Annotated in this window: 20 protein-coding genes; 12 read left to right on the top strand and 8 right to left on the bottom strand. The window is 71.5% G+C overall.

Translation table 11 applies throughout. The annotated features are described in order from the left end of the window. Nucleotides 1-34: 34 nt before the first annotated feature. Nucleotides 35-643, top strand: a complete 609-nt coding sequence (locus QSK22_RS00790) for a DUF6113 family protein (RefSeq protein WP_285491922.1) — start codon at nucleotides 35-37, stop codon at nucleotides 641-643. A gap of 21 nt (nucleotides 644-664) precedes the next feature. Next, nucleotides 665-1,210, top strand: coding sequence for a flavin reductase family protein (locus tag QSK22_RS00785; RefSeq protein ID WP_285491921.1), 546 nt, complete (start codon nucleotides 665-667; stop codon nucleotides 1,208-1,210). Nucleotides 1,211-1,249: 39 nt separating this feature from the next. On the opposite strand, the gene QSK22_RS00780 is transcribed toward QSK22_RS00785, so the two are convergent. From QSK22_RS00780 to rocD, 3 genes are all read right to left on the bottom strand, one after another. Beyond that, nucleotides 1,250-2,863: a DHA2 family efflux MFS transporter permease subunit gene (locus tag QSK22_RS00780; protein ID WP_285491920.1), complete on the bottom strand. Its 1,614-nt coding sequence runs from the start codon at nucleotides 2,861-2,863 to the stop codon at nucleotides 1,250-1,252. Next, nucleotides 2,860-3,483, bottom strand: a complete 624-nt coding sequence (locus QSK22_RS00775) for a PadR family transcriptional regulator (protein ID WP_285491919.1) — start codon at nucleotides 3,481-3,483, stop codon at nucleotides 2,860-2,862. Before QSK22_RS00775 ends, QSK22_RS00780 begins: the two co-directional genes overlap by 4 nt. Nucleotides 3,484-3,652: 169 nt before the next feature. Continuing rightward, a complete protein-coding gene (rocD, locus tag QSK22_RS00770) occupies nucleotides 3,653-4,885 on the bottom strand; it encodes an ornithine--oxo-acid transaminase (RefSeq protein WP_285491918.1) in 1,233 nt (410 codons plus the stop codon). A gap of 139 nt (nucleotides 4,886-5,024) precedes the next feature. Here rocD and QSK22_RS00765 point away from each other — a divergent pair, with 139 nt between their 5' ends. From QSK22_RS00765 to QSK22_RS00745, 5 genes are all read left to right on the top strand, one after another. Next, the gene (locus QSK22_RS00765) at nucleotides 5,025-5,504 is read left to right on the top strand and encodes an Lrp/AsnC family transcriptional regulator (protein ID WP_285491917.1); all 480 of its coding nucleotides are present in this window, start codon (nucleotides 5,025-5,027) and stop codon (nucleotides 5,502-5,504) included. A gap of 17 nt (nucleotides 5,505-5,521) precedes the next feature. Next, a complete protein-coding gene (gene rraA, locus QSK22_RS00760) occupies nucleotides 5,522-6,004 on the top strand; it encodes a ribonuclease E activity regulator RraA (RefSeq protein ID WP_285491916.1) in 483 nt (160 codons plus the stop codon). Between the two features lie 70 nt (nucleotides 6,005-6,074). Next, complete coding sequence (locus QSK22_RS00755; protein ID WP_285491915.1) at nucleotides 6,075-6,659, top strand: hypothetical protein; 585 nt, start codon at nucleotides 6,075-6,077, stop codon at nucleotides 6,657-6,659. Nucleotides 6,660-6,794: 135 nt separating this feature from the next. Then, nucleotides 6,795-8,849: a M6 family metalloprotease domain-containing protein gene (locus QSK22_RS00750; protein ID WP_285491914.1), complete on the top strand. Its 2,055-nt coding sequence runs from the start codon at nucleotides 6,795-6,797 to the stop codon at nucleotides 8,847-8,849. Between the two features lie 129 nt (nucleotides 8,850-8,978). After that, entirely contained in the window at nucleotides 8,979-9,587 is a 609-nt protein-coding gene (locus tag QSK22_RS00745) for an HDIG domain-containing metalloprotein (protein ID WP_285491912.1), read from the top strand. A gap of 116 nt (nucleotides 9,588-9,703) precedes the next feature. Here the strand turns inward: QSK22_RS00745 and QSK22_RS00740 are convergent, their stop codons facing one another. Genes QSK22_RS00740 through QSK22_RS00730 form a run of 3 tightly spaced genes read right to left on the bottom strand, consistent with a single transcriptional unit; the run spans nucleotide 9,704 to nucleotide 11,822 of the window. Then, the gene (locus tag QSK22_RS00740; RefSeq protein WP_285491911.1) at nucleotides 9,704-10,429 is read right to left on the bottom strand and encodes a hypothetical protein; all 726 of its coding nucleotides are present in this window, start codon (nucleotides 10,427-10,429) and stop codon (nucleotides 9,704-9,706) included. A gap of 44 nt (nucleotides 10,430-10,473) precedes the next feature. Beyond that, a complete protein-coding gene (locus tag QSK22_RS00735) occupies nucleotides 10,474-11,232 on the bottom strand; it encodes a hypothetical protein (RefSeq protein ID WP_285491910.1) in 759 nt (252 codons plus the stop codon). Further along, nucleotides 11,226-11,822 (bottom strand): hypothetical protein, encoded by a 597-nt coding sequence (locus QSK22_RS00730; protein ID WP_285491909.1) that lies wholly within the window; start codon nucleotides 11,820-11,822, stop codon nucleotides 11,226-11,228. Before QSK22_RS00730 ends, QSK22_RS00735 begins: the two co-directional genes overlap by 7 nt. A gap of 160 nt (nucleotides 11,823-11,982) precedes the next feature. Here QSK22_RS00730 and QSK22_RS00725 point away from each other — a divergent pair, with 160 nt between their 5' ends. The 4 genes from QSK22_RS00725 to QSK22_RS00710 all read left to right on the top strand — a co-directional run bounded on the left by QSK22_RS00725 (nucleotide 11,983) and on the right by QSK22_RS00710 (nucleotide 15,549). Next, the gene (locus QSK22_RS00725; RefSeq protein WP_285491908.1) at nucleotides 11,983-12,870 is read left to right on the top strand and encodes an ABC transporter ATP-binding protein; all 888 of its coding nucleotides are present in this window, start codon (nucleotides 11,983-11,985) and stop codon (nucleotides 12,868-12,870) included. Continuing rightward, complete coding sequence (locus QSK22_RS00720) at nucleotides 12,867-13,646, top strand: ABC transporter permease (RefSeq protein ID WP_285491906.1); 780 nt, start codon at nucleotides 12,867-12,869, stop codon at nucleotides 13,644-13,646. Before QSK22_RS00725 ends, QSK22_RS00720 begins: the two co-directional genes overlap by 4 nt. 77 nt (nucleotides 13,647-13,723) lie before the next feature. Continuing rightward, on the top strand, nucleotides 13,724-14,659 hold the full coding sequence (locus QSK22_RS00715) for a zinc-binding dehydrogenase (RefSeq protein WP_352231395.1): 936 nt from the start codon (nucleotides 13,724-13,726) through the stop codon (nucleotides 14,657-14,659). Beyond that, the gene (locus QSK22_RS00710; RefSeq protein WP_285491904.1) at nucleotides 14,659-15,549 is read left to right on the top strand and encodes an LLM class flavin-dependent oxidoreductase; all 891 of its coding nucleotides are present in this window, start codon (nucleotides 14,659-14,661) and stop codon (nucleotides 15,547-15,549) included. The genes QSK22_RS00715 and QSK22_RS00710 overlap by 1 nt, the downstream gene beginning before the upstream one ends. On the opposite strand, the gene QSK22_RS00705 is transcribed toward QSK22_RS00710, so the two are convergent. Together QSK22_RS00705 and ybiA are read right to left on the bottom strand one after the other, a co-directional pair. After that, complete coding sequence (locus tag QSK22_RS00705) at nucleotides 15,539-16,717, bottom strand: alpha/beta hydrolase family protein (protein WP_285491903.1); 1,179 nt, start codon at nucleotides 16,715-16,717, stop codon at nucleotides 15,539-15,541. The two genes, QSK22_RS00710 and QSK22_RS00705, sit on opposite strands and share 11 nt — an antisense overlap. 19 nt (nucleotides 16,718-16,736) lie before the next feature. Further along, the gene (gene ybiA, locus QSK22_RS00700) at nucleotides 16,737-17,270 is read right to left on the bottom strand and encodes a riboflavin biosynthesis intermediates N-glycosidase (protein WP_285491902.1); all 534 of its coding nucleotides are present in this window, start codon (nucleotides 17,268-17,270) and stop codon (nucleotides 16,737-16,739) included. Nucleotides 17,271-17,384: 114 nt separating this feature from the next. Between ybiA and QSK22_RS00695 the strand changes: the two genes are divergently transcribed. Continuing rightward, on the top strand, nucleotides 17,385-19,417 hold a 2,033-nt coding region (locus tag QSK22_RS00695; protein ID WP_285491901.1), incomplete at its 3' end, for a hypothetical protein.

Raw genomic sequence — 19,417 nt, 5'->3', positions numbered from 1 at the left:
GCCGCGGCGGTGGCGCGGGGCTACGCTGGCGGGCGTGGACAGGGACGACGACCGGCGGCCGTCCGAGACCGGGACGCCCCCGGTGCGGCACGCGGACGCCGGGCCCACCGCGCCTGCAGGCGAGCCGCCGACCGGGCCGGAGACCGAGTCGTCGGCCGAGTCGTCGGCTGAGGCGGTCGCCGCCGGGGCCGCCTACGCGGCGCTCGGCGTGCTCGGGCTGCTGTTCGGGCTGTTCGGGTCGTTCGCTCAAGGGTGGCTGGTCGGCGCGGTGCCGGTGGCGGCGATCGTGCTGACCGCGGTGAACTTCGCCGCGGTGCGGCTGGCGGCCTGGGCGATGCGGTCGCCGCTGGGCGGCGTGGTGTTCGCCGTGCCCTGGGGGCTCGCGGTGCTGTTGATGTCGATCAAGCGGTCCGAGGGCGACCTGGTGGTCCCGGGCACCGCCGCCGGATACGTCTTCATCCTGGGCGGGGTCGTCGGCGCGGTCATCGCGGCGGCGCTGCAGCCGACCCGCCGCCCGCCGGGGGAGTGGCTCGTCCGGGGCCCGCTCTCCGCGCCGCAGGCCGGCACGAGGCCGGAAAAGGGCCCGGATCCGGACGCCGCGCCGCGTGAGATGGATCACGGGCACGCTCGCGAGCGCCGGTAGCGGCCCTAGAGTATTCGCCTCATGAGCACTGACCCCGGTGGCCCCCGCGCGCCGCGCCCCGATCCCGACGGCGCCGCACCACGCATCGACCCCCTCCGGTTCCGGCAGGTGGTGGGCAGGTTCGCCACCGGCGTCGCCGTCGTCACCACGGTCGCGGACGGCGTCGACCACGGCATGACCGTCAACGCGTTCACCTCGGTGTCCCTGGACCCGCTGCTCGTGCTGATCTGCGTGCAGCGCACGGCGCGGTTCCACGACGCGGTGCTGGACGCCGGGGTGTGGGCGGTGTCGGTGCTGACCGAGGACATGCAGGAAGCCTCGCGCTGGTTCGCCACCCGGGGACGTCCGCTGGACGACCCGCTGCGCGGCTGGGAGCACCGGCGCGGCGCGGCCACCGGCGCCGCGATCTTCGCGGGCGCGGTGGCCGCGGTGGAGTGCCGGACGCACGCCGTGCACGACGGCGGCGACCACAGCATCGTGGTGGGCGAGGTCCTCGCCCTGCACATGCCCGACCCGTCCGGCAAGCCGCTGATCTTCTACGAGGGCGAGTACCGGGGCATCGCCTGACCCCGGCGCCCCGCAGCGCCGGGACGGCCGGCGTGCGGTTCAGCCCGCGAGCGGTGCGGGGGTGGTGTCGGCGTCCACGGTTCGGGCGGGCGCCCGGTAGCCGCGGACGCCCAGGCACGCGGCCGCGCCCAGCAGGACGGCCGCGACGGGCACCGCGATCGTGGGCGCGAGCGCGTGCACGAACCCGTGGCCGAACACCTGGGCTGCCACCTCCTGCACCCGGTGTGCGACGCTCGGCGGCACGTTCGACGGAAGCTGGTGCGCGCCCGTCTGGCCGACCCCGACCTCCAGCCCGCCCTTGGCCGCGTTGGCGAACCCGGCCACGAACCTCTCGCGCAGTTGCGCCGGCACCGCGCCGGACCGCGCCACGGCCTCGTCCCGCAGCGCCGCGGCCAGCCGGTTCTGCATGACGGCGCCGACGACCGCGCTGCCCAGCACCGACCCGATCTGCCGGATGGTGTTGTTGACGCCCGAGGCCGCGCCCGCCAGCCGGGGCGGCACGTTGCGCGAGGCCTCGGTGGTCATGGGCGCGAACACCCCGCCGATGCCCACGCCCGACAACGCCAGCGGGGCCAGGAACACCGGCCAGGGGGTGTCCACGTCCGCGACGGCCACCAGCCACACCGTGCCCGCCGCGTACAGCACCAGCCCGCCCATCAGGATGTACTTGCCGCCGATCCGGTCGGTCAGCCGGCCGGCGACCGGCGCCAGCAGCATCGACATCACCGACGACGGCGCCATGATCAGCCCGGCGGCCAGGGCGCTGCGGCCCTGCACCGACTGCAAGTAGATCGTCATCGGCAGGAACAGGCCGATCATGCCGACCGACACGGTGGCGCCGACGAAGGTCAGCACGGCGAAGTTGCGGTCGCGGAACAGCGTGAACGGCACCAGCGGCTCGCGGTCCTGGCGGGTGCGCTGGTGCGCCAGGAAGACGGCGAACAGCACCGCGGCCGCGCCGATCAGCGCCCAGATCCACCCGGCCCACTCGTACTTCTCGCCCTCGGTGAGCGCGAAGGTCAGGCAGAACAGCGCGGCCGAGGCCAGCAGCACCCCGGCCAGGTCGAAGCGGTGCCGCACGGTGCGGGCGGACGCGGGCAGGATCGGCACCGCCATGGCCAGCACCAGCACGCCGATCGGCAGGTTGACGAAGAAGATCCACCGCCAGTCCAGCGTGGTGACCAGCAGGCCGCCGACGGTGGGCCCGGCGACGGTGGACACCCCGGCCACCGCGCCCCACACGCCGAGCGCGGCGCCGCGCCGCTGCGGCGGGAAGGTGTCGATGATGATCGCCATGGTCTGCGGCATCAGCAGCGCCGCGCCCAGGCCCTGCACCGCCCGGGCGCCGATCAGCCAGACCGGATCCGGGGCCAGCCCGCACGCCAGGCTGGCCGCGGTGAACACGGCGACACCGGCGATGAACAGGGTCTTCTTGCCCATCAGGTCGCCGAGCCGGCCGCCGGTGATCAGCAGCACGGCCAGCACCAGCACATAGGCGTTCAGCACCCACAGCGTCTGGTCCAGCGACGCGCCCAGCTTGTCGATCATGCTGGGGATCGCGATGTTCACGATCGTCAGATCCAGCAGCGTCATGAAGAACCCGAGCGACAGGGTGAGCAGGATCGCCCAGGGGTTCGCGCGCCAGCGCGTCATTGGCAGGTCTCCTCGTCGGCGGTGTCACCGTGCTGGTGACGGGTGGTCGGTCGTTCGTCGTCGGCCCAGGTCATCCGCCCCTCGGCGAGGTCGTCCACGAGCGCTCGCACGTAGTCCAGCTCGGTGCGGACGCGGGCGATGTTCAGCTCCATGTCCAGCAGCTTGTACCGCTCCAAGCCGCGCTTGCGCAGTGCCTCATAGGCGGTCTGGTGCCCGCCCAGCAGGAACTCAAGCGCGGTGATCCGCCGCTGCAGGAGCATGTCGACCTCGTCGGCCGGCAGCAGGTTGATGAACGCCAGCCCGGCGTTGAACAGGGGGTACTCCTCGACGGGTTCGGACAGGATTTCGCCGAGCCGCCGGTGCGCGGCGTCGCGGCCGGCGTCGGTGATGCGGTAGACGGTGCGTTCCGGCCGGCGGCCCTCCCGGCTGGTCTTCACGGGCTCGATCAGCCCCTGTGCGGCCAGCCGCTCGACCGAGTTGTACAGCGCGCCGTGGGTGACCTTGACGGAGTGGTCGTAGCCGTGTTTCCGGATGCGCTGCTGCATCTCGTACGGGTGCATGGGCCCGTCGCACAGCATCCGCAGCACGGTGAGCGCCAGCGGTGTGATGGGTCTCGACATGGTACTCCTCGTGGAATAGTCCACATAGACTATTCCACGAGGACGTCCCCGTGTCACACCGGGCATCGCAGATGCGGCGTACAACGCGCGCACATGACGCGGCGTACAACGCGACGAGGGCTCCCCACACCGTTGCGGGAAGCCCTCGTCGAGCTCGCGACTTACAGGGTCACGTCTGACCGACCGCCTCGCGGACCGAAGCGGACGAGGCGGCGGACAGGGCCTCGGCCACCCGGTCCAGGGCCCAGTCGAGGTCCGCGCGGTCGATCACCAGCGGCGGGGCCAGCCGCAGCGTGGTGTCGTGGGTCTCCTTGGCCAGCACGCCCAGCTCCATCAGCCGCTCGGTGACGGGCCGGGCCTTGCCGCGCAGTTCCACGCCCGCCCACAGGCCGCGCCCGCGCACCTGGCGCACCAGGTCGGACGGCAGCTCGCCGAGCCGCCGGTGCATGTGGGCGCCCAGTTCGCGGGACCGCCGCTGGTACTCGCCGGTCCGCAGCATGGCGATCACCTCCCGGGCGACCGCGCAGGCCAGCGGGTTGCCGCCGAAGGTGGAGCCGTGCTGGCCGGGCCGGAACACCCCGAGCACGTCGGCGTCGGCCACCACCGCCGACACCGGCAGAAGGCCCCCGCCCAGCGCCTTGCCCAGCAGGTACATGTCCGGGACGACGTTCTCGTGCTCGACGGCGAACGTGGTGCCGGTGCGGCCCAGCCCCGACTGGATCTCGTCGGCGATCATCAGCGCGCCGAACTCGGTGCACAGCTCGCGCACCGCGGTCAGGAACCCGCTGGGCGGCACGTTCACCCCGGCCTCGCCCTGGATCGGCTCGACCAGCACGCCCACCGTGGTGTCGTCCATGGCCGCGCGCAGCGCCGCCGCGTCGCCGTACGGGACGGTGCGGAAGCCGGGCGTGTACGGGCCGTAGGAGTTCTTCGCCTCCGGGTCGGTGGAGAAGCTGATGATCGTGGTCGTCCGGCCGTGGAAGTTGCCCTCGAACGTGATGATCGTGGCCCGGTCTGCGGGCACGCCGCGCACCTCGTAGCCCCACTTGCGGGCGGTCTTCAGCGCGCTCTCCACCGCCTCGGCGCCGCTGTTCATCGGCAGCACCATGTCCTTGCCGCACAGATCGGCCAGCTCCGCCACGAACGGCCCGAACTGGTCGTGGTCGAAGGCCCGGCTGACCAGCGTCACCCGCTCCAGCTGCCGGGTGAGCGCGGCCACCAGCCGCGGATTGCGGTGCCCGAAGTTGACCGCGGAGTACGCCGCCAGCATGTCCAGATAGCGGCGGCCCTCCACGTCGGTCACCCACGCCCCCTCGGCCTCGGCGATCACGACCGGGAGCGGGTGGTAGGTGTGCGCGCCGTGCTCCTCGGACAGGGCCCGCAGCCGTTCGGTACGAGACACGCAGCCTCCTCAAACGAAGCGGTGTGGACACGATGCGGCATGCCGGGGCGCCGGACGGTGGCCGGTGCTCCCCTTACAGCGTATGTTCGCAATGAGGGCGCCGACCATTGAAGAAAGTGCACTTCAAGGGAGAGGTTCGTTGCGTCTTGACGAGATCGACCGTCGAATCGTTGCGCAGCTGCTGGAGAACGGCCGCGCCTCGTACGCGCAGATCGGCGACGCGGTGGGCCTGTCCGCCCCGGCGGTGAAGCGGCGGGTCGACCGGCTGCGCGCGGACGGCGTGATCACCGGGTTCTCCGCGGTGGTGGACCCGGCCGCGCTGGGCTGGACCACCGAGGCGTTCATCGAGATCTTCTGCACCGGGGCGACCTCCCCGGAGGAGATCTACGCCAGCATCCGCAACCATCCGGAGGTCGTCGCCGGCTACACCGTCAGCGGCGACGCCAGCGCGCTGGTGCACGTGCGCGCCCGCGACATCCAGCACCTGGAGCAGGCCCTGGAGCGGCTGCGCCGGGAGGACAACATCACCGCCACCAAGACCGCGATCGTGCTGTCCCGGCTGATCGGCCGTCCCACCGACTCCCCCGAGCGACCCGGGCGCCCGGCGTCGCGGTACTGACCGGTAGGCTCCCCGGCATGGAGTTCGCGACCGCCGACCTGATCGACGACTTCGGGGACGAGCTGCGCAGCTGCGAGACGCAGTTCCGCCAGTACGGGGGCCGCACCGCGTTCGCGGGCCCGGTGGCGACGGTGCGCTGCCTGCACGACAACGGCCTGGTCAAGCAGCTGCTGAACGGCCCCGGCGAGGGGCGCGTGCTGGTGGTGGACGGCGCCGGCTCGCTGGCGACGGCCCTGATGGGCGACATGATCGCCGGGGCGGCGGTGCGCAACGGCTGGTCCGGCGTGGTGATCAACGGTGCGGTGCGCGACGTCGCCGCGCTGCGCACGCTGGACCTGGGCATCAAGGCCCTGGGCTCCAACCCGCGCAAGAGCGCCAAGGACGCGGCGGGCGAGGTGGACGTCCCGGTGGCGTTCGGCGGCGTGGAGTTCCGCCCGGGCGACTGGCTCTACAGCGACGAGGACGGCATCGTCCTGGCCACCCGCGACCTGCTGGCCTAGGTCCGGCCGCGGCCGAGGAGGGTTTCGCCGGGGCCGGAACGAAATGGAACGTTCCCTCCTCTAACCGGGCATGACAGTGATCAAGGCGGTGCGTGCCGAGCCCGGCGGGCGCGTGGTGCTCTCGTTCACCGTTGACGGCTACGCGGCCGACGGCGAGTCCTGGAGCGACCGTCTGGAGCGCTGGGGCGCCCGGCTGTTCGGCACCAAGAAGCTGTTCATCGCGCTCGGACTGGCGATCCTGACCTCCCTGCCCGCTTGGGCCGCCATACGCATCCTGGGCGAATCCGACGCCGTCATCCTCGCCACCACCACCGTGCCCCTGCTGCTGCTCCTGTACTTCCTGGTCGGCATGCTGCTGCACGCCGCTGTCGGTGCGGTCGCCTACGTGATGGCCTTCGTGACGCTGCCGTTCCTGCTGATCCCCTCGTACCGGGGGTGGCTGTTGCCGAAGAAGCCGCCGGTACGGGAGCGGCCCGGGTTCGTGCACGCCGGGTGGATCGGGCAGGCGTGGGCCGTCCGCGACGGAACCAGGACGGCGGTGTCGCTGCACTTCACCAACGGGACGCAGATCCGGTACACGGCGGACGGCGCGGCGGGCCGGGACCTGGTCGCCCGGTTCCAGCGCCTGCTCGGCGCCCGGATGATCACACACTGAACGTTTCCGTTCCGGCTCGGCGGAGATGCTGGCGTGAGCTGCCAGGCACACCCGGGCAAGATCGTGCAAGTCGGCCGTTGTTTCAAGATCGGCACGTCTTTACCGTCTCAGCGACCTTTCAGAGACAGGGGAGACATGCTCGTCCGAAACAGACTCCTGGTGTCCGCCGCGGCGGGGCTGGCGCTGGCGACCGTCCTCGCGGCGGCGCCCGCCGCGGCGCAACCGCGGCCGCGCATACCCGAGCCGACCGCCAACCCCTGGCAGATGCGCCACTGGCCGAAGACCCAGCCGTGGCAGGAGAGCCAGCGCACCCGCACCTACGCCGCCGGGCAGCCACGGCCGATCGACCCGCAGGACTACGAGCTTCCCGACACCATGACCTGGGACGACTACAAACCGGTCCCCGGCACGAACTGGGCCGACCCGTCCCGCAAAGGCTCGGTGAAGAACTTCAAGGGCGCCGTCGTGCTGGTCGACTACCCCGACCAGCCGTTCGTGGTGACCCAGCCGAAGAACTCCACGATCTTCGGCAACCCGACACTCGTCGGGAACGTGCCACGCGACCAGGTCGCCCAGTTCTACCAGGACTTCCTCAACAAGCCGCAGGCCCTCAACCGCGGACACACGCTGCACGAGTACTGGATGGAGGACTCCGGCGGACGCTACGGCGTCGACCTGACCGCGTTCGGCGCCTACCGGATGCCCGGCAAGTCCCACGAGTACGGCATCGACTCCTTCCAGGGCGGCACCGGCTGCCCCACCGGCGACACCTGCGGCCGCGACATCCGCCGCGACGCCCGCGCCGCCTGGATCGCCGACGTCGGCGAGGCCAAGGCCGCCGAGTTCGACTTCGTCTTCTACCTGTCAGCGGGTCAGGACGAATCGTCCACTTGGCAAGAGTTCGGGCAGATGAAGTTCAACTCCAAGGAAGAGGTCCCGCCCGAGTGGGGCCCGGGGGATGCGAACCTGCCCAACTGGGTGAAGACCCGCTACGTCGACTGGACCTCCTGGGCCGCCGGCTCCACCATCTGGCCGAACGCGGTCACCGGCAGCTCCACGCAGGCGGAGAGCTCCGGCATGGGCGTGTTCGCCCACGAGTTCAGCCACATCCTCGGCATCGGCGACAACTACAACAACCCGTACGGCAACCCGCCGCGCCGCTCCTACTCGGGCCCGTGGGAGATGCTCAGCCGCGGCTCGTTCAACGGCCCCGGCGGCCCGCACAGCCGGTGGACGATCCCGGCCACCGGCGGCGGTTCCATGGGCGCCCAGCACATGCTGCGCAACAAGCTCAAGCTCGGCCTCGTCGACGAGTCCAAGGTGCTGCAGACCAGCCGCGAGGCCCTGGCCGCGTCCGGCGTCGTCGTCGCCAAGGTGACGGCCCGCGCCGCACAGCCCGGCAAGGGCGGGTTGGCGGGCATCAACCTGGGGCTCGGCGCGGACGGCGACAAGAGCCCCGCCTGCGACACCGCCGCCGACCCGCTGTGCGACGGCGGCGGCTACGACAACTACACCGTCGAGGTCGTCGACCGCATGGGCTTCGACTCGTTCACCCCCGACTCCGGCGTCCTGCTCGCCAAGACCAAGGACCGCGACAGCGCCCCCTTCATCTGGGTGAAGGACGCCAACCCGCAGGACATCGACAAGGTCGACTTCGTCCTGCCCAACGGGCAGCCGCAGAAGATGACGATCGGCGACTACCGCCAGCTGTCGGACGCGCTGTTCCACGCCGGCACCGACTCCGGCAGCGAGTACGAGTACGTCGACGAGGCCAACCGCCTGCACTTCTACGTGCTCGACCGCGAACGCGACGCCAAGGGCGTGCTGTCCTACACCGTCGCGATCCGCTCCCTGGACGGCTCCGGCCCGGCCCGCCGCGGCGTCCGCCTGAACTCCGCCGCGACCCGCTCCGCCGGCTCCGGCTGGGTCAAGTGCACGCTGACGCTGCGCAACACCGGCAAGGGCGGCACCGGTTACAGCGCGGCCGACGTCTACCGCCTGCAGGCCGACGCCAAGGGCTGGCGGACCTGGCTGCCGAACGCCCTGGCCACCGCCAAGGTCGGCGGCGCCACCATCGTGGACGTCTGGGCCAAGCCGTCGAACGGCGCCCGCAAGGGCGACGTGAAGGTGACCGCCACCTCCGAAAGTGACACCACCAAGACCGACACCGCCACCTGCCGGATCCGCTGACCGCTGCGAAGCGCCCGAGGCGCCGGGCCGTTCCCCGCCGCCTCGGGCGCGTCCTTACACTCGGACCGTGAAACTGCGCCTGCCGGTCACCCACGCACGGGACACCTCCCGCCCGGACACAGTCATCTCATGACGCCTTCCGCGCGCATCCCCACGGACCAGGAGATTCGTGCCCTGCACGAGAAGTACGCGCCGACGCCTGAAGCGTTCGAGCTGGTCTACACGCACTGCCGGATCGTGTGCGAACTGGCGGAACAACTCATCGCCCGGCAGCGCCTCGACGTCGACGGGGACCTCGTGCGCGCCGGGTGCCTTCTGCACGACATCGGCGTGTACCTGCTCTACACCCCGTCCGGGGAACTGGACCACGCCGGCTACATCCGGCACGGCGTCCTCGGCCATGAACTTCTGCGCGACCTCGGCTTCCCCGAGTTCCTCTGCCGCTTCTGCTCCTGCCACACCGGCGTCGGCGTGACCCGCGAGGACGTCCGCGCCCAGTCCCTGCCCATCCCGGAAGCCGACTACGTGGCCGAGACCGGTGAGGAACAACTCGTCATGTACGCCGACAAGTTCCACAGCAAGACGACGCCCCCGACGTTCGTCACCCCCGCCACCTTCACCGAGAAGATCCGCCGCTTCGGCGAAGACAAGGTCCAGAGGTTCACCCGGCTACGCACCCACTACGGCGACCCCGACCTGACCGAACTGGCCGCCGCCTACGGCCACACCGTCACCTGACCCCCATCCAGCGGCACGCCGACATCACGAGCGCGACCGAGCGATCCAGGTGGGGAGGCGCAGGCAACCGGTCAAATGCAACGTATACCGGGCGACGTCGCCGATTTATATGCCTGTCAGCCTATTTTCTGCAGCTGCTTGGTCAGGATATCGGTAGCGTATTTGCTGATAGGGTCGCCGGAGTCGCCGGGAGGAAGTCGCTCCCAGTAGAGCGATGCGATCAGTGCGTTTCCTCGGATGCCATAGTCCATGGCAAAACTGAGTGTGTTGGACTTGCCGGCTGCCTTTGCCGTCTTTTTAAAGGAGGATCGCACCAGTCGCCATCCTTCGATGGATTCCTCACGCATCGACCAGGTGTAGCCGTAGCCCAGGCGGATGCGGTTATTGGAAAGCTTCTTGGACTCGACGTTTCCCTTCGCCGGACACTCGCGCGCCGCCGTCCGGATCTTGTCGAATTCCCGCTGGGCGGCTGCGGCATCACCGTACACGGCGGCGAACTGTGCGTAGTGGGTCCCGTAGGGGCTGCTAGTGTCCGCGAGGTGTCGAATGCTCGACCACTGCGGCTCGGCCACTTTCACGGGAGAGTCCGGGCAGGTTGGCACGCTCTGCTCGGAGAGCCCCTGCGGCATGGTGCGCTGGTCGCGTAGCTTCTTGCCGATGTCCTGAGGGGGCAGTAGGGCGGACTTCAACTGCGCCTCAGCATAGGTCGGTGCGGATGGGGACGCTGTCGACGGTGATGGCGTCTTGGACGCCGCCTTGGGCTCGTCGCCACCGCAGCCCGCGGTCACTCCGGCGAGCAAGGCGGATATTACGAGCAGACCTGTCTGCGCGTGTGCCGACACGGTGATGGCGCCTTTCCGGGGTCGTCCCTGCTCTCTCATCCTCGCTACCGCGGGCGGGTGCTGGTCTGGATTTCCTCAACGACGAGCGGGGTGGTGGAAGAGGTGGTCATGTTCGGCAGCGTGCCGGCCTGCTGGCCCGGGTCGCACGCGCCCTGACATGTCCACGCCACGGTCCAGTTGATCGTGGCGGTGATCTGATAGCGGCCGCCGGGCTGGCTCGCCGATGAGCGGTTATAGGTGTAGCCGCATTCCGTCCCGTTCGGCGATCCCGCCGATCCACATGTGATGGTGCGCTCCACCATGTTCCAGGTCACCGACTGGGGAGTGGCCGTGGCCGTGACCACCTGGTCGGGAACTGAGGCCTGGGCCGTTCGGGGGGTGAAGCTCCCCGAGTCGATCCACAGGGAGGTGAAAGCCCGCACGTAGGTCTTCGGGCTGGGGGCCGTGTGGATTGTCGGTGACGGAAGCGCCAGGTCGTCCGTTGCCGACTCGACTACGACCTGTGTTGGGATGTGGGGGACCGGGGCGGCGTTTTCCTCAGGCGTCGGGCAGTCGAAGTCGTCGACTTCCACCGGGCAGGCGATGTCGGGTTGCTCGACGGGGCCGCCGCCGGTGCTGTCGCCTCCGCCGCCTGAGCCGCCGCGGCCGGGGATGGTGCGCTCGCCGTTCGCGGTGCACTTGACCTTCTTGCCGCCGACGCAGGGGGCCGCTTCGGCGGTCGAGGGGAACAGCAGCAGGGTGCCCGCCGACAGCAGCGCGAGGGAGAGGGGCGCGCTCGCCAGTCTCACCGGTGTGTTCAGCATTCTTTTCCCTGGGTCGCCTTGGAAGCCTTCCAGGTCCCCCCTTCGAACTTCATGATGACCTGGTAGAGGAAGGTCCCGCCTTCGTAGCCGCCGAGCCGCTTTCCGGTCTTGGCGGAGTACCGGTAGGCGGCGAGCGTCCGCACGCAGTCCAGCACGGCCACCTGGGAGCCGTCCTTCGTGCGGCCCTGGATCTTCGGGTTGAGGGCGTTGGTGAAGCGCCAGATCTCGCCTTTCGACCTGGTCTCCTCGACATCCTGGGTGATGGAGGTGAGAAGGGGATCGGTGGCGACGGAGGCGAGGGGAGTGGGGTCGTTGGTTGCGTAGACCTGCTTGTAGACGCGCTGGTACTCGCGGTAGCGCTGCAGGACGTCCCGGTCGACCTGGGCGGTGGGAAGGGCCGACGGCGGGGTTGCGGCCGTGGTGGCGGGTGCGGCCGCGGCGCCGCCGAAGGTTCCGCTCGGCTTGAAGGCGCCGCCGGAGGACGAGCCGCCGCAGGAGGCCGTCGCGGCGATCGCGGTGAGGGCGACGGCGAGGCGTGCGCGGCGGGCGGGCCCGGAGCCGGGGCGCAGGCCAATCAACCGGGCGCTCATCGCCATCCCTGATCAACAGCCGACAACGGGATCGAGTACGGCCGCAAGCTTACAGAGGTGCCTGTGGCGAGAAAAGAGCCTCGTGGTGAGAGCCGGGGACGCGCCGGGGCCGCCGAATAGTCGAATGCTGGGGGATTGTCGCGACTGGCACGATGTGTCCGTGATCGAGGTGCAGGAACTGACCAAGACGTTCGGAACGGTCCGGGCCGTGGACGGGGTGAGCTTTACGGCCCGGCCGGGGGAGGTGACGGGTTTTCTCGGACCGAACGGGGCGGGGAAGACGACGACGCTCCGGATGATGCTCGGGCTGGTGGCGCCCACGTCCGGGCGGGCGCTCATCAACGGGCGCAGGTACGTTGACCTGGAACGTCCCGTGGTGGAGGTGGGGGCGGCGCTGGAGGCCACCGGGTTCAACCCGGGACGCAGCGCACGCGACCATCTGAGGGTCGCGTGCACGGCGGCGGGGCTGCCGACGCGGCGGGCGGACGAAGCCCTGGAGACGACCGGGCTCAAGGAAGCGGCTGACCGCAGGGTGCTGGGGTTCTCCCTCGGCATGCGGCAGCGGCTGGCGCTGGCGGAGGCGATCCTGGGCGAGCCGCGCGTGCTGATCCTGGACGAGCCCGCCAACGGCCTGGACCCCGCCGGAATCCGCTGGTTGCGCGACTTCCTCAGGCACCTGGCCGACATCGGCTGCACCGTTCTGGTGTCGAGCCATGTGCTGGCCGAGGTCGAGCAGGTCGCCGACCATGTGGTGATCGTCGCGCGGGGGCGGGTGCTGCGTGACGCGCCGCTGGCCGAGCTGGTCCGCGGAGGCGAGCTGAAGGTGGGCACGCGGCAGCCGGAGCAGCTGCGGCGGGCGCTGGAGGAGGCGGGCGCCACCGTCCGGTTCGAAGACGACCGGCTCTGGGTGAGCGGGGTGGACGCCGAACAGGTCGGGCGCGCGGCGCTGGACGCCGGTGCGGTGCTGACGGAGTTGGTGGAGGAGCGGTCCGGGCTGGAGCACGTCTTCCTGGAGCTGACCCGGGCGGAGATGGGGGAGGCGGGATGATCCGGCTGATCCAGGCGGAGCTGCTGAAGATCCGGTCCACCCGGATGTGGCTGGGCATGCTCGGCCTCAGCGTGGGGTTCGCGCTGATGGGGCTGGTGTTCTACATCGCGCTGGCGGGTGTCGAGATGGACGGGCGCGAGGCGCTGCCGCCGGTCACCGACCCAGACACCGTGCGCGCCTTCTACGCCAACGCCAGCGGCGGCGTGCTGTTCATGATGATCCTCGGCATCGTCGGCATCACCGGCGAGTACCGGCACGGGACGATCACGCAGGCGTTCCTGGTCACGCCGCGGCGGGGCCGGGTGCTGGCGGCCAAGCTGGTGTCTTACTTCCTGTTCGGGCTGGCCTTCGGGCTGGTGACGGTGCTGGCGACGGTGGCGGTGGCGCTGCCCGCGCTGGCGATCCGGGGCGGCTCGACGTCGCTGCTCGACAACGACGTGCCGATGATCCTCGGCGGGACGGTACTGGCCATGGGCCTGTATGCGCTCGTCGGGCTGGGGCTGGGCGCGCTGATCCGCAACCAGATCGCGGCGATCCTGGTGGCGATCGGCTGGGTGCAGCTCGTCGAGGCGATCGTGACGGTCGCGCTGCCGCAGGTGGGGCAGTGGCTCCCCGCCGGGGCGGTGCGCGCGATCACGCGGACGACCGGCGGCTTCGGCGGCATGGGCGAGCTGGACACGCTGCCGCCCTGGGGCGGCACGCTGGTGCTGGTCGGTTACGGGCTGGTGTTCGCGGTGATCGCGATGGTCACCGCGGTCCGTCGCGACATCGGCTGACTTGACCTGCAGTGCGCTTGAGGTTGCAGCCTCGTCGGGACGATGTTCCCGAACTGGGGGGCTGAACCGTGCGAGCGGTGTGGTTGAAGGAGTTCGGCGGGCCCGAGGTGCTCGTCGCAGGTGAAGCCCCGGACCCCGTGGCGGGGCCGGGACAGGCGGTCGTCGACGTGGCGTTCGCCAACATCACGTTCGTGGAGACGCAGTTCCGCGCGACCGGCAACGGGCCGTTCAAGGCGCAGCTGCCGATGATCCTCGGCAACGGCGTCGGCGGTGTCGTGGCGGCGGTGGGCGACGGCGTGGACCCGGGGCTGGTGGGCAAGCGGGTGGTGACCGGCACCGGCGGTTCGGGCGGGTATGCCGAACGGGCCGCCGTGGACGCGGCGGGCCTGTACCTGGTGCCCGACGCGCTGGAGATGGACGCGGCGGTCGCGCTGCTGGCCGACGGGCGCACCGCCACGTTGCAGCTGCGGGCCGCCGCGCCGCGCGCGGGGGAGCGCGTGCTGGTGGAGGCGGCCGCGGGAGGCGTCGGGTCGCTGCTGGTGCAGCTCGCCAAGGCGGCCGGGGCGACGGTCGTCGCGGCGGCGGGCGGTCCGCGCAAGCTGGACGTGGCGCGGGAGCTCGGCGCCGACGAGACCGTCGACTACCTGAAGCCGGACTGGACCGAGGGCGTCGACGGGGTGGACGTCGTCCTCGACGGCGTCGGCGGCGCCGTGGCGCGTGCCGCGTTCCGGCTGCTGCGCCCGGGGGGACGCATGGTCAGCTACGGCTTGGCCAGCGGCGAGTGGGCCGGCGTGTCCGAGGAGGAGGCGGCCGAGCGCGGTGTGACGCTGGTCAAGGCGGAGGTGACGCCCGAGCTGCTGCGCGAGAGCACCGAGAGCGCGCTCGCCGAGGCCGCCGCCGGACGGCTGCGTCCGCTGATCGGCCAGCGGTTCCCGCTGGAACGCGCCGCGGACGCGCACGCGGCCATCGAGGCGCGCGCGACCGTCGGCAAGACCCTGCTGGAGGTGCGGTGATGGAGAAGCTCAAGGTGGGGGTCGGGCTGTCGTCGGGGAGCCCGCAGGCGGCGGTCGTCCCGCAGGCCCGGCTCGCCGAGGAGGCCGGGCTGGAGTCGGTGTGGACGGGGGACCACCTGATCGCGGCCAAGCCGTTCCTCGACAGCACCCTGCGGTTGGCCGCGGCCGCGGCCGCGACCGAACGCGTCAAGCTCGGCTTCGGCGTGATGGTGCTGGCGCTGCGTCCGGTCGCGTGGGCGGCCAAGCAGGTCGCGACCCTGCAGCACCTGTCGGGCGGGCGGGTGCTGCTGGGCATCGGCACGGGCGGGGCCGTGCACGGTGACGCGGCATGGAAGGCCGTGGGCGTCCCCTACGCCGAACGCGGCAAGCGCACCGACGCCGCACTGGAGGTCCTGCCGGACCTGGTCGAGGGCAAGCCCGCGACCGTCAACGGCGAACAGGTCACGCTGGAGCCGGGCGCGCCCATGCCGCCGCTGCTCATCGGCGGCGGGTTCGGCAAGGCGACGATACGCCGCCTGCTGCGGTTCGGGGGCGAGTGGTACGCGGGGTTCCCCACGCCGGGCGCCCTCAAGGACGCGGAGGCGCGGCTGGAGGAACTGGCCGCCGAGCAGGGCCGCCCGGCACCGAAGCTGACCGCCAGCATCAGCATCGGCCTGGGAGACCTGCCCGCGTCCGTGGTCGACGCCCAGGTGCGAGGGCTGATGCAGTACGGCATGCCGGAGGAGGCCGCGCGCAACGCGCTGGCCGTGGGAAGCCCCGCACAGGCCGCCGAACGCCTGGCCGCGCTGGCGGAAGCGGGGGCGCACCGCATCATCGGCCTGCCGTTCGGAGGGGACCCGCTGCGCCAGATCGAACTGCTGGGGGAGACGGCGCGCCTGCTCACGGCTTGAGGCCGGTGAGGAAGGTGTGCAGCGCGCGCTCGTAGGCGGCCGGGTCTATGTTCCACGCCTCGGTGTGGTCGCCCTGGGCCCGGACGTGCGTGACCATGCCCCGGGGCGCGCGCTCGGCGAAGGCCACTGACGGCGCGTTGTCCACGGTGGCGTCGGACTCCGTGGTGAACAGCAGCGTGGGGGTCTTCAGGTCGGGGGCGTACCGGCGTTGGTCGTAGTCCTCCAGATCGATGCCGGTACGCCACTGCAGGATGCGCTTGGCCGCGGCCGTGACGAACCCGGGCAGGTTGCGGGCGGCGCCCTGCTTGTCCAGGGTGGCGTTCCAGTCCAGCACCGGGGAGTCGAGCACCACGCCGCGGACGAACCCCGGGTCGTCGGAGTGGCGCAGGACGGTCGTCACCATCGCCCCGCCCATCGACCACCCGTACAGGACCACCCCCGTGGCGCCCTGCGACCGGGCGTACGCCACGGCGGAGGCCACGTCGCGCCATTCGGTGTCGCCCAGGTGGTTGCGGTGGTCCGGTGAGCGGGGCGCCCCCACGTCGTTGCGGTAGGCGATGGACAGCATGGGCAGGCCCAGGCGGTGCACTGCGGGCATGGCCCGGAACGTCTCGGCCCTGTCGGCGTTGCGTCCGTGCACCGCGATGACCCACGTCGTCCGGTTCGTCGTGCCGGGCAGGAACCACGCGGGCATCGTCCCCACTTGCGTGGGATAGGTGACGTCGCGGAACTCCAGGCCCAGGGCGCGCCGGGGATCCCCCGCGTACACCCAATGGTCGAAGTGGACGGCCAGGCCCTTGGCGAGCGTGCCCTGCACGACCTTCGCCACCTCGCGCGCGACGCTGCGCTTGTCCTGCTTCACCACCGGGCCCAGGAGCGCACGTCCGCCCTTCCACGCCAGCGCCCATGTGCCCGGCCGTACCGTGGCCTCGTCGCGGGGGAGCGTCACGGTGCCGTCCGCCACGTCCAGCACCGTCAGCGGGTACTCCTCCTCGTGCGACACCTCGGTGGCGACACCGGAGAAGTACCAGCCGACCCCGCCCGTCCCCAGGCCCAGCACGACGACGACGGCCAGTAGCACGATCAGCAGCATGCGCCCCCTGCGGCGGCGACGCGGCGGGGGAGGGGTGACGGTGGGCTCGGGGGCGGAGACGGCTTCGCTCGACACGGCACCCGACCGTATTGCCTCAGGCCGGGTATTCCCGCAGCGACTCCCGAACCTCCATCAAAGCGAAACCGAGCAGGTTCGTCCCCCGCCACTGGGACGGCCGCCGCGCCTCGGGCTGCTGCTCGCTCAGCCCGATGCCCCAGACGGTGTCCTCCGGGCTGGCCTCCACCAGCACCTTGCCCGTCGTCCCCAGCAGGAAGTCGCGCAGCCTCTCGTGGGTGCCGAACTTGGCCTTGTTGCCCGTCACGACGATGTCGTACCGGTGCTTGGCCCAGGTGTCCTCGTCGAAGTTCCTGACGCGGCGCCCCAGCGCCTTGGCCCGCCTGGGGTCGGGGTCGGCGAGGATCCGCTGGACCGCCTCGCCGTCGCCGAACAGGCGCGCCTTCTCGGCCATCATGTAGTGCTCGGCCGTGGCGTAGGTGACGCCGTCGAGCGTGAAGGGCGACGGATACCACTGGCTGAGGCACCCCTTGGGCTTCGTGCCGCCCCAGAACAACACGAACTCGGGAAGCTCGCCGCGCTGCTCCAGTTCGATCAACTGCTCGATTCGCATGCCTCCGAGCATCCGGCAGATGACCGAGCCCGGGCAACGCCTTTACCCGGACGTCGCTGTGGGTGCGGCCCGATACCCTGCCCGATGTCGTGCAACGGTAGACGATGAGGGGATATGTCCGTGTCGGGTGACCGGGTGGCCGAGCTGGAAGGCCAGATCGTCGAGCTCGTCCAGCGGACGGCGCCGCCCGGATGGCGCCGCATCGACCTGCGCTGCGCGGCCACGGTGGCGGTGAGCGAGGTCACCGCCACCGTCCTCACCGCCGACGGCGCGGCAGTCCCGTCCGAGGGCCTGCCGTCCCAGCTCACCGACCTGCTGAGGGAGCTGCGCCGCGCGCATTACGAACCCGGACGCGGCACCTGGTTCTCCGCGCTGTTCCTCATCGAGCCCGGCGGCGTCGTGGCACGGCTCTACAACCGCGACTTCGACCCCCTGTGGGACCCGCCGATCCCCGCGGAGTGCTACCAGCGCGACCAGGTCGTCATGCCGCGCGCCCCCGAGCACACGCCCGCCTGGCTGGCGGCGCGCCTGGAGGGACGCGAACCCGAGTACGGCCCCGACCCCGCCCCCGAGCGGCTCGACCCCGTCAAGATGATGAACGACCTGTCCGTGCTGCTGGCCGACCACGCTCCGGCGCTGTGGCGCCGGCTGCACGGCTACTACCAGGCGGTGGGGGACCACGTCGAGTTCCCCCCGGTGACGGTCTTCTTCGACGACGAGACCCTGCGCCCCTGGAGGCCGCCCGCCGCCGCCGGGGCGTTGCTGGACCGGCTGCGCGCGGGCATGTACGCGATCGAAGGCAAAGTCTGGTCGCGTGTCGAGTTCCAGGTGCGGTTGGAGAACGGCGCGGTGCGCGCCAGCGGGGGCTTTCCGCGCGATGAGGAACCTTCCTGGAGCACCGAGCCCAGCGCCGACGACGTCCGCCGGGAACTGCAGCGCTTCCCCATGGAGGAGGTGCCCGACTGGATGAGCCGCCGCCTGGGCGGCGCCCCGACGCGCACGTTCCGCAGGGCCCGCGTCTTCGACCACGCCGGATCGGACGGCGCCCAGCCCTCGGTGTCCCGTCCCCCCGTGGCCCCCGACGAGGCCGAACGCCTCGCCGAGTACCTGCACAACGCACCGCTGGTGCGGGCCGCCGGCTCCTACGCCCCGGACCAGCTCGCCCCCGAACGCGGTGACCGCGTACCGCTGAGCTTCCACACCGACGGCACCTGGATCTGGGCCGGTGCCGTCGGCTACTACCTGCGCGAGCACGGCCTCCCACCCGAACCCGACCTCGTCGCCCACATCCGCGCCCAGGGCTTCCGCGTCCCCGAGGTGGACGAACCCACCCTGCAGGCCGCCACCGCTGCCCTGTCCGGCAAACCCGCCCCCGCGCCCCCCGACCCGGAGCCCGCCACACCGCCGCCGCCCCCTGCTGCGGACCCCGCTTCCCCCGGAGCGGCCCCGGAAGCGGCGCCCGCGAGTGCCCCGGACCCCACTCCTGAGGCCGTGCCCGCCCAGGCGACGGAGGAAGCCGCCGGGGAGGAGACCGACGGAGGCTACCGGTGGCGGACGTTCGAACTCCGGCCTCCCGGTGAAGTGTGGGTCGCGCGAGTGCGGCGGCGGCTTGAGGAACTCGGGGTGGACCCCGGTTCCTACCGGCTGGAGGAGACCGCCGAGGGCGCCTGGTGCCTGGTGCGGGACGGGCTGCGCTGGGCGGTGTTCCGTTTCGAAGACGGCGAGCGCCGCGACGAGGCCGTCTTCGACACCGGTCGGCAGGCGGCCGCGCACCTGCTGGGCACCCTGCTGCTCGTGTCCCCGCAGCAGGACACCCCCGACTCGCGGACGGTCCCCATGCCCCGGCCCGCCAACGCTGCCACCTCGCCCGCCGACACATCTGCCCCGCAGGCTGATGTTTCGGGTCCGTCCGTCGGTGTGCCTGGCTCGCAGGCCGACGCTTCTGCGCCTGCCGATGCCCTGGCCCCGCCTGCCGGTGTGTCTGTCCCGCAGGCTGGTGTTTCGGGTCCGTCCGTCGGTGTGCCTGGCTCGCAGGCCGACGCTTCTGCGCCTGCCGATGCCCTGGCCCCGCCTGCCGGTGTGTCTGTCCCGCAGGCTGGTGTTTCGGGTCCGTCCGTCGGTGTGCCTGGCTCGCAGGCCGACGCTTC

Origin of the sequence: Actinomadura sp. NBRC 104425 (genome assembly GCF_030269545.1) — a bacterium.
Lineage (GTDB): Bacteria > Actinomycetota > Actinomycetes > Streptosporangiales > Streptosporangiaceae > Spirillospora > Spirillospora keratinilytica.
Note: the sequence above shows the minus strand (reverse complement) of the source record. Positions and strands in the feature narration are given on the sequence as shown.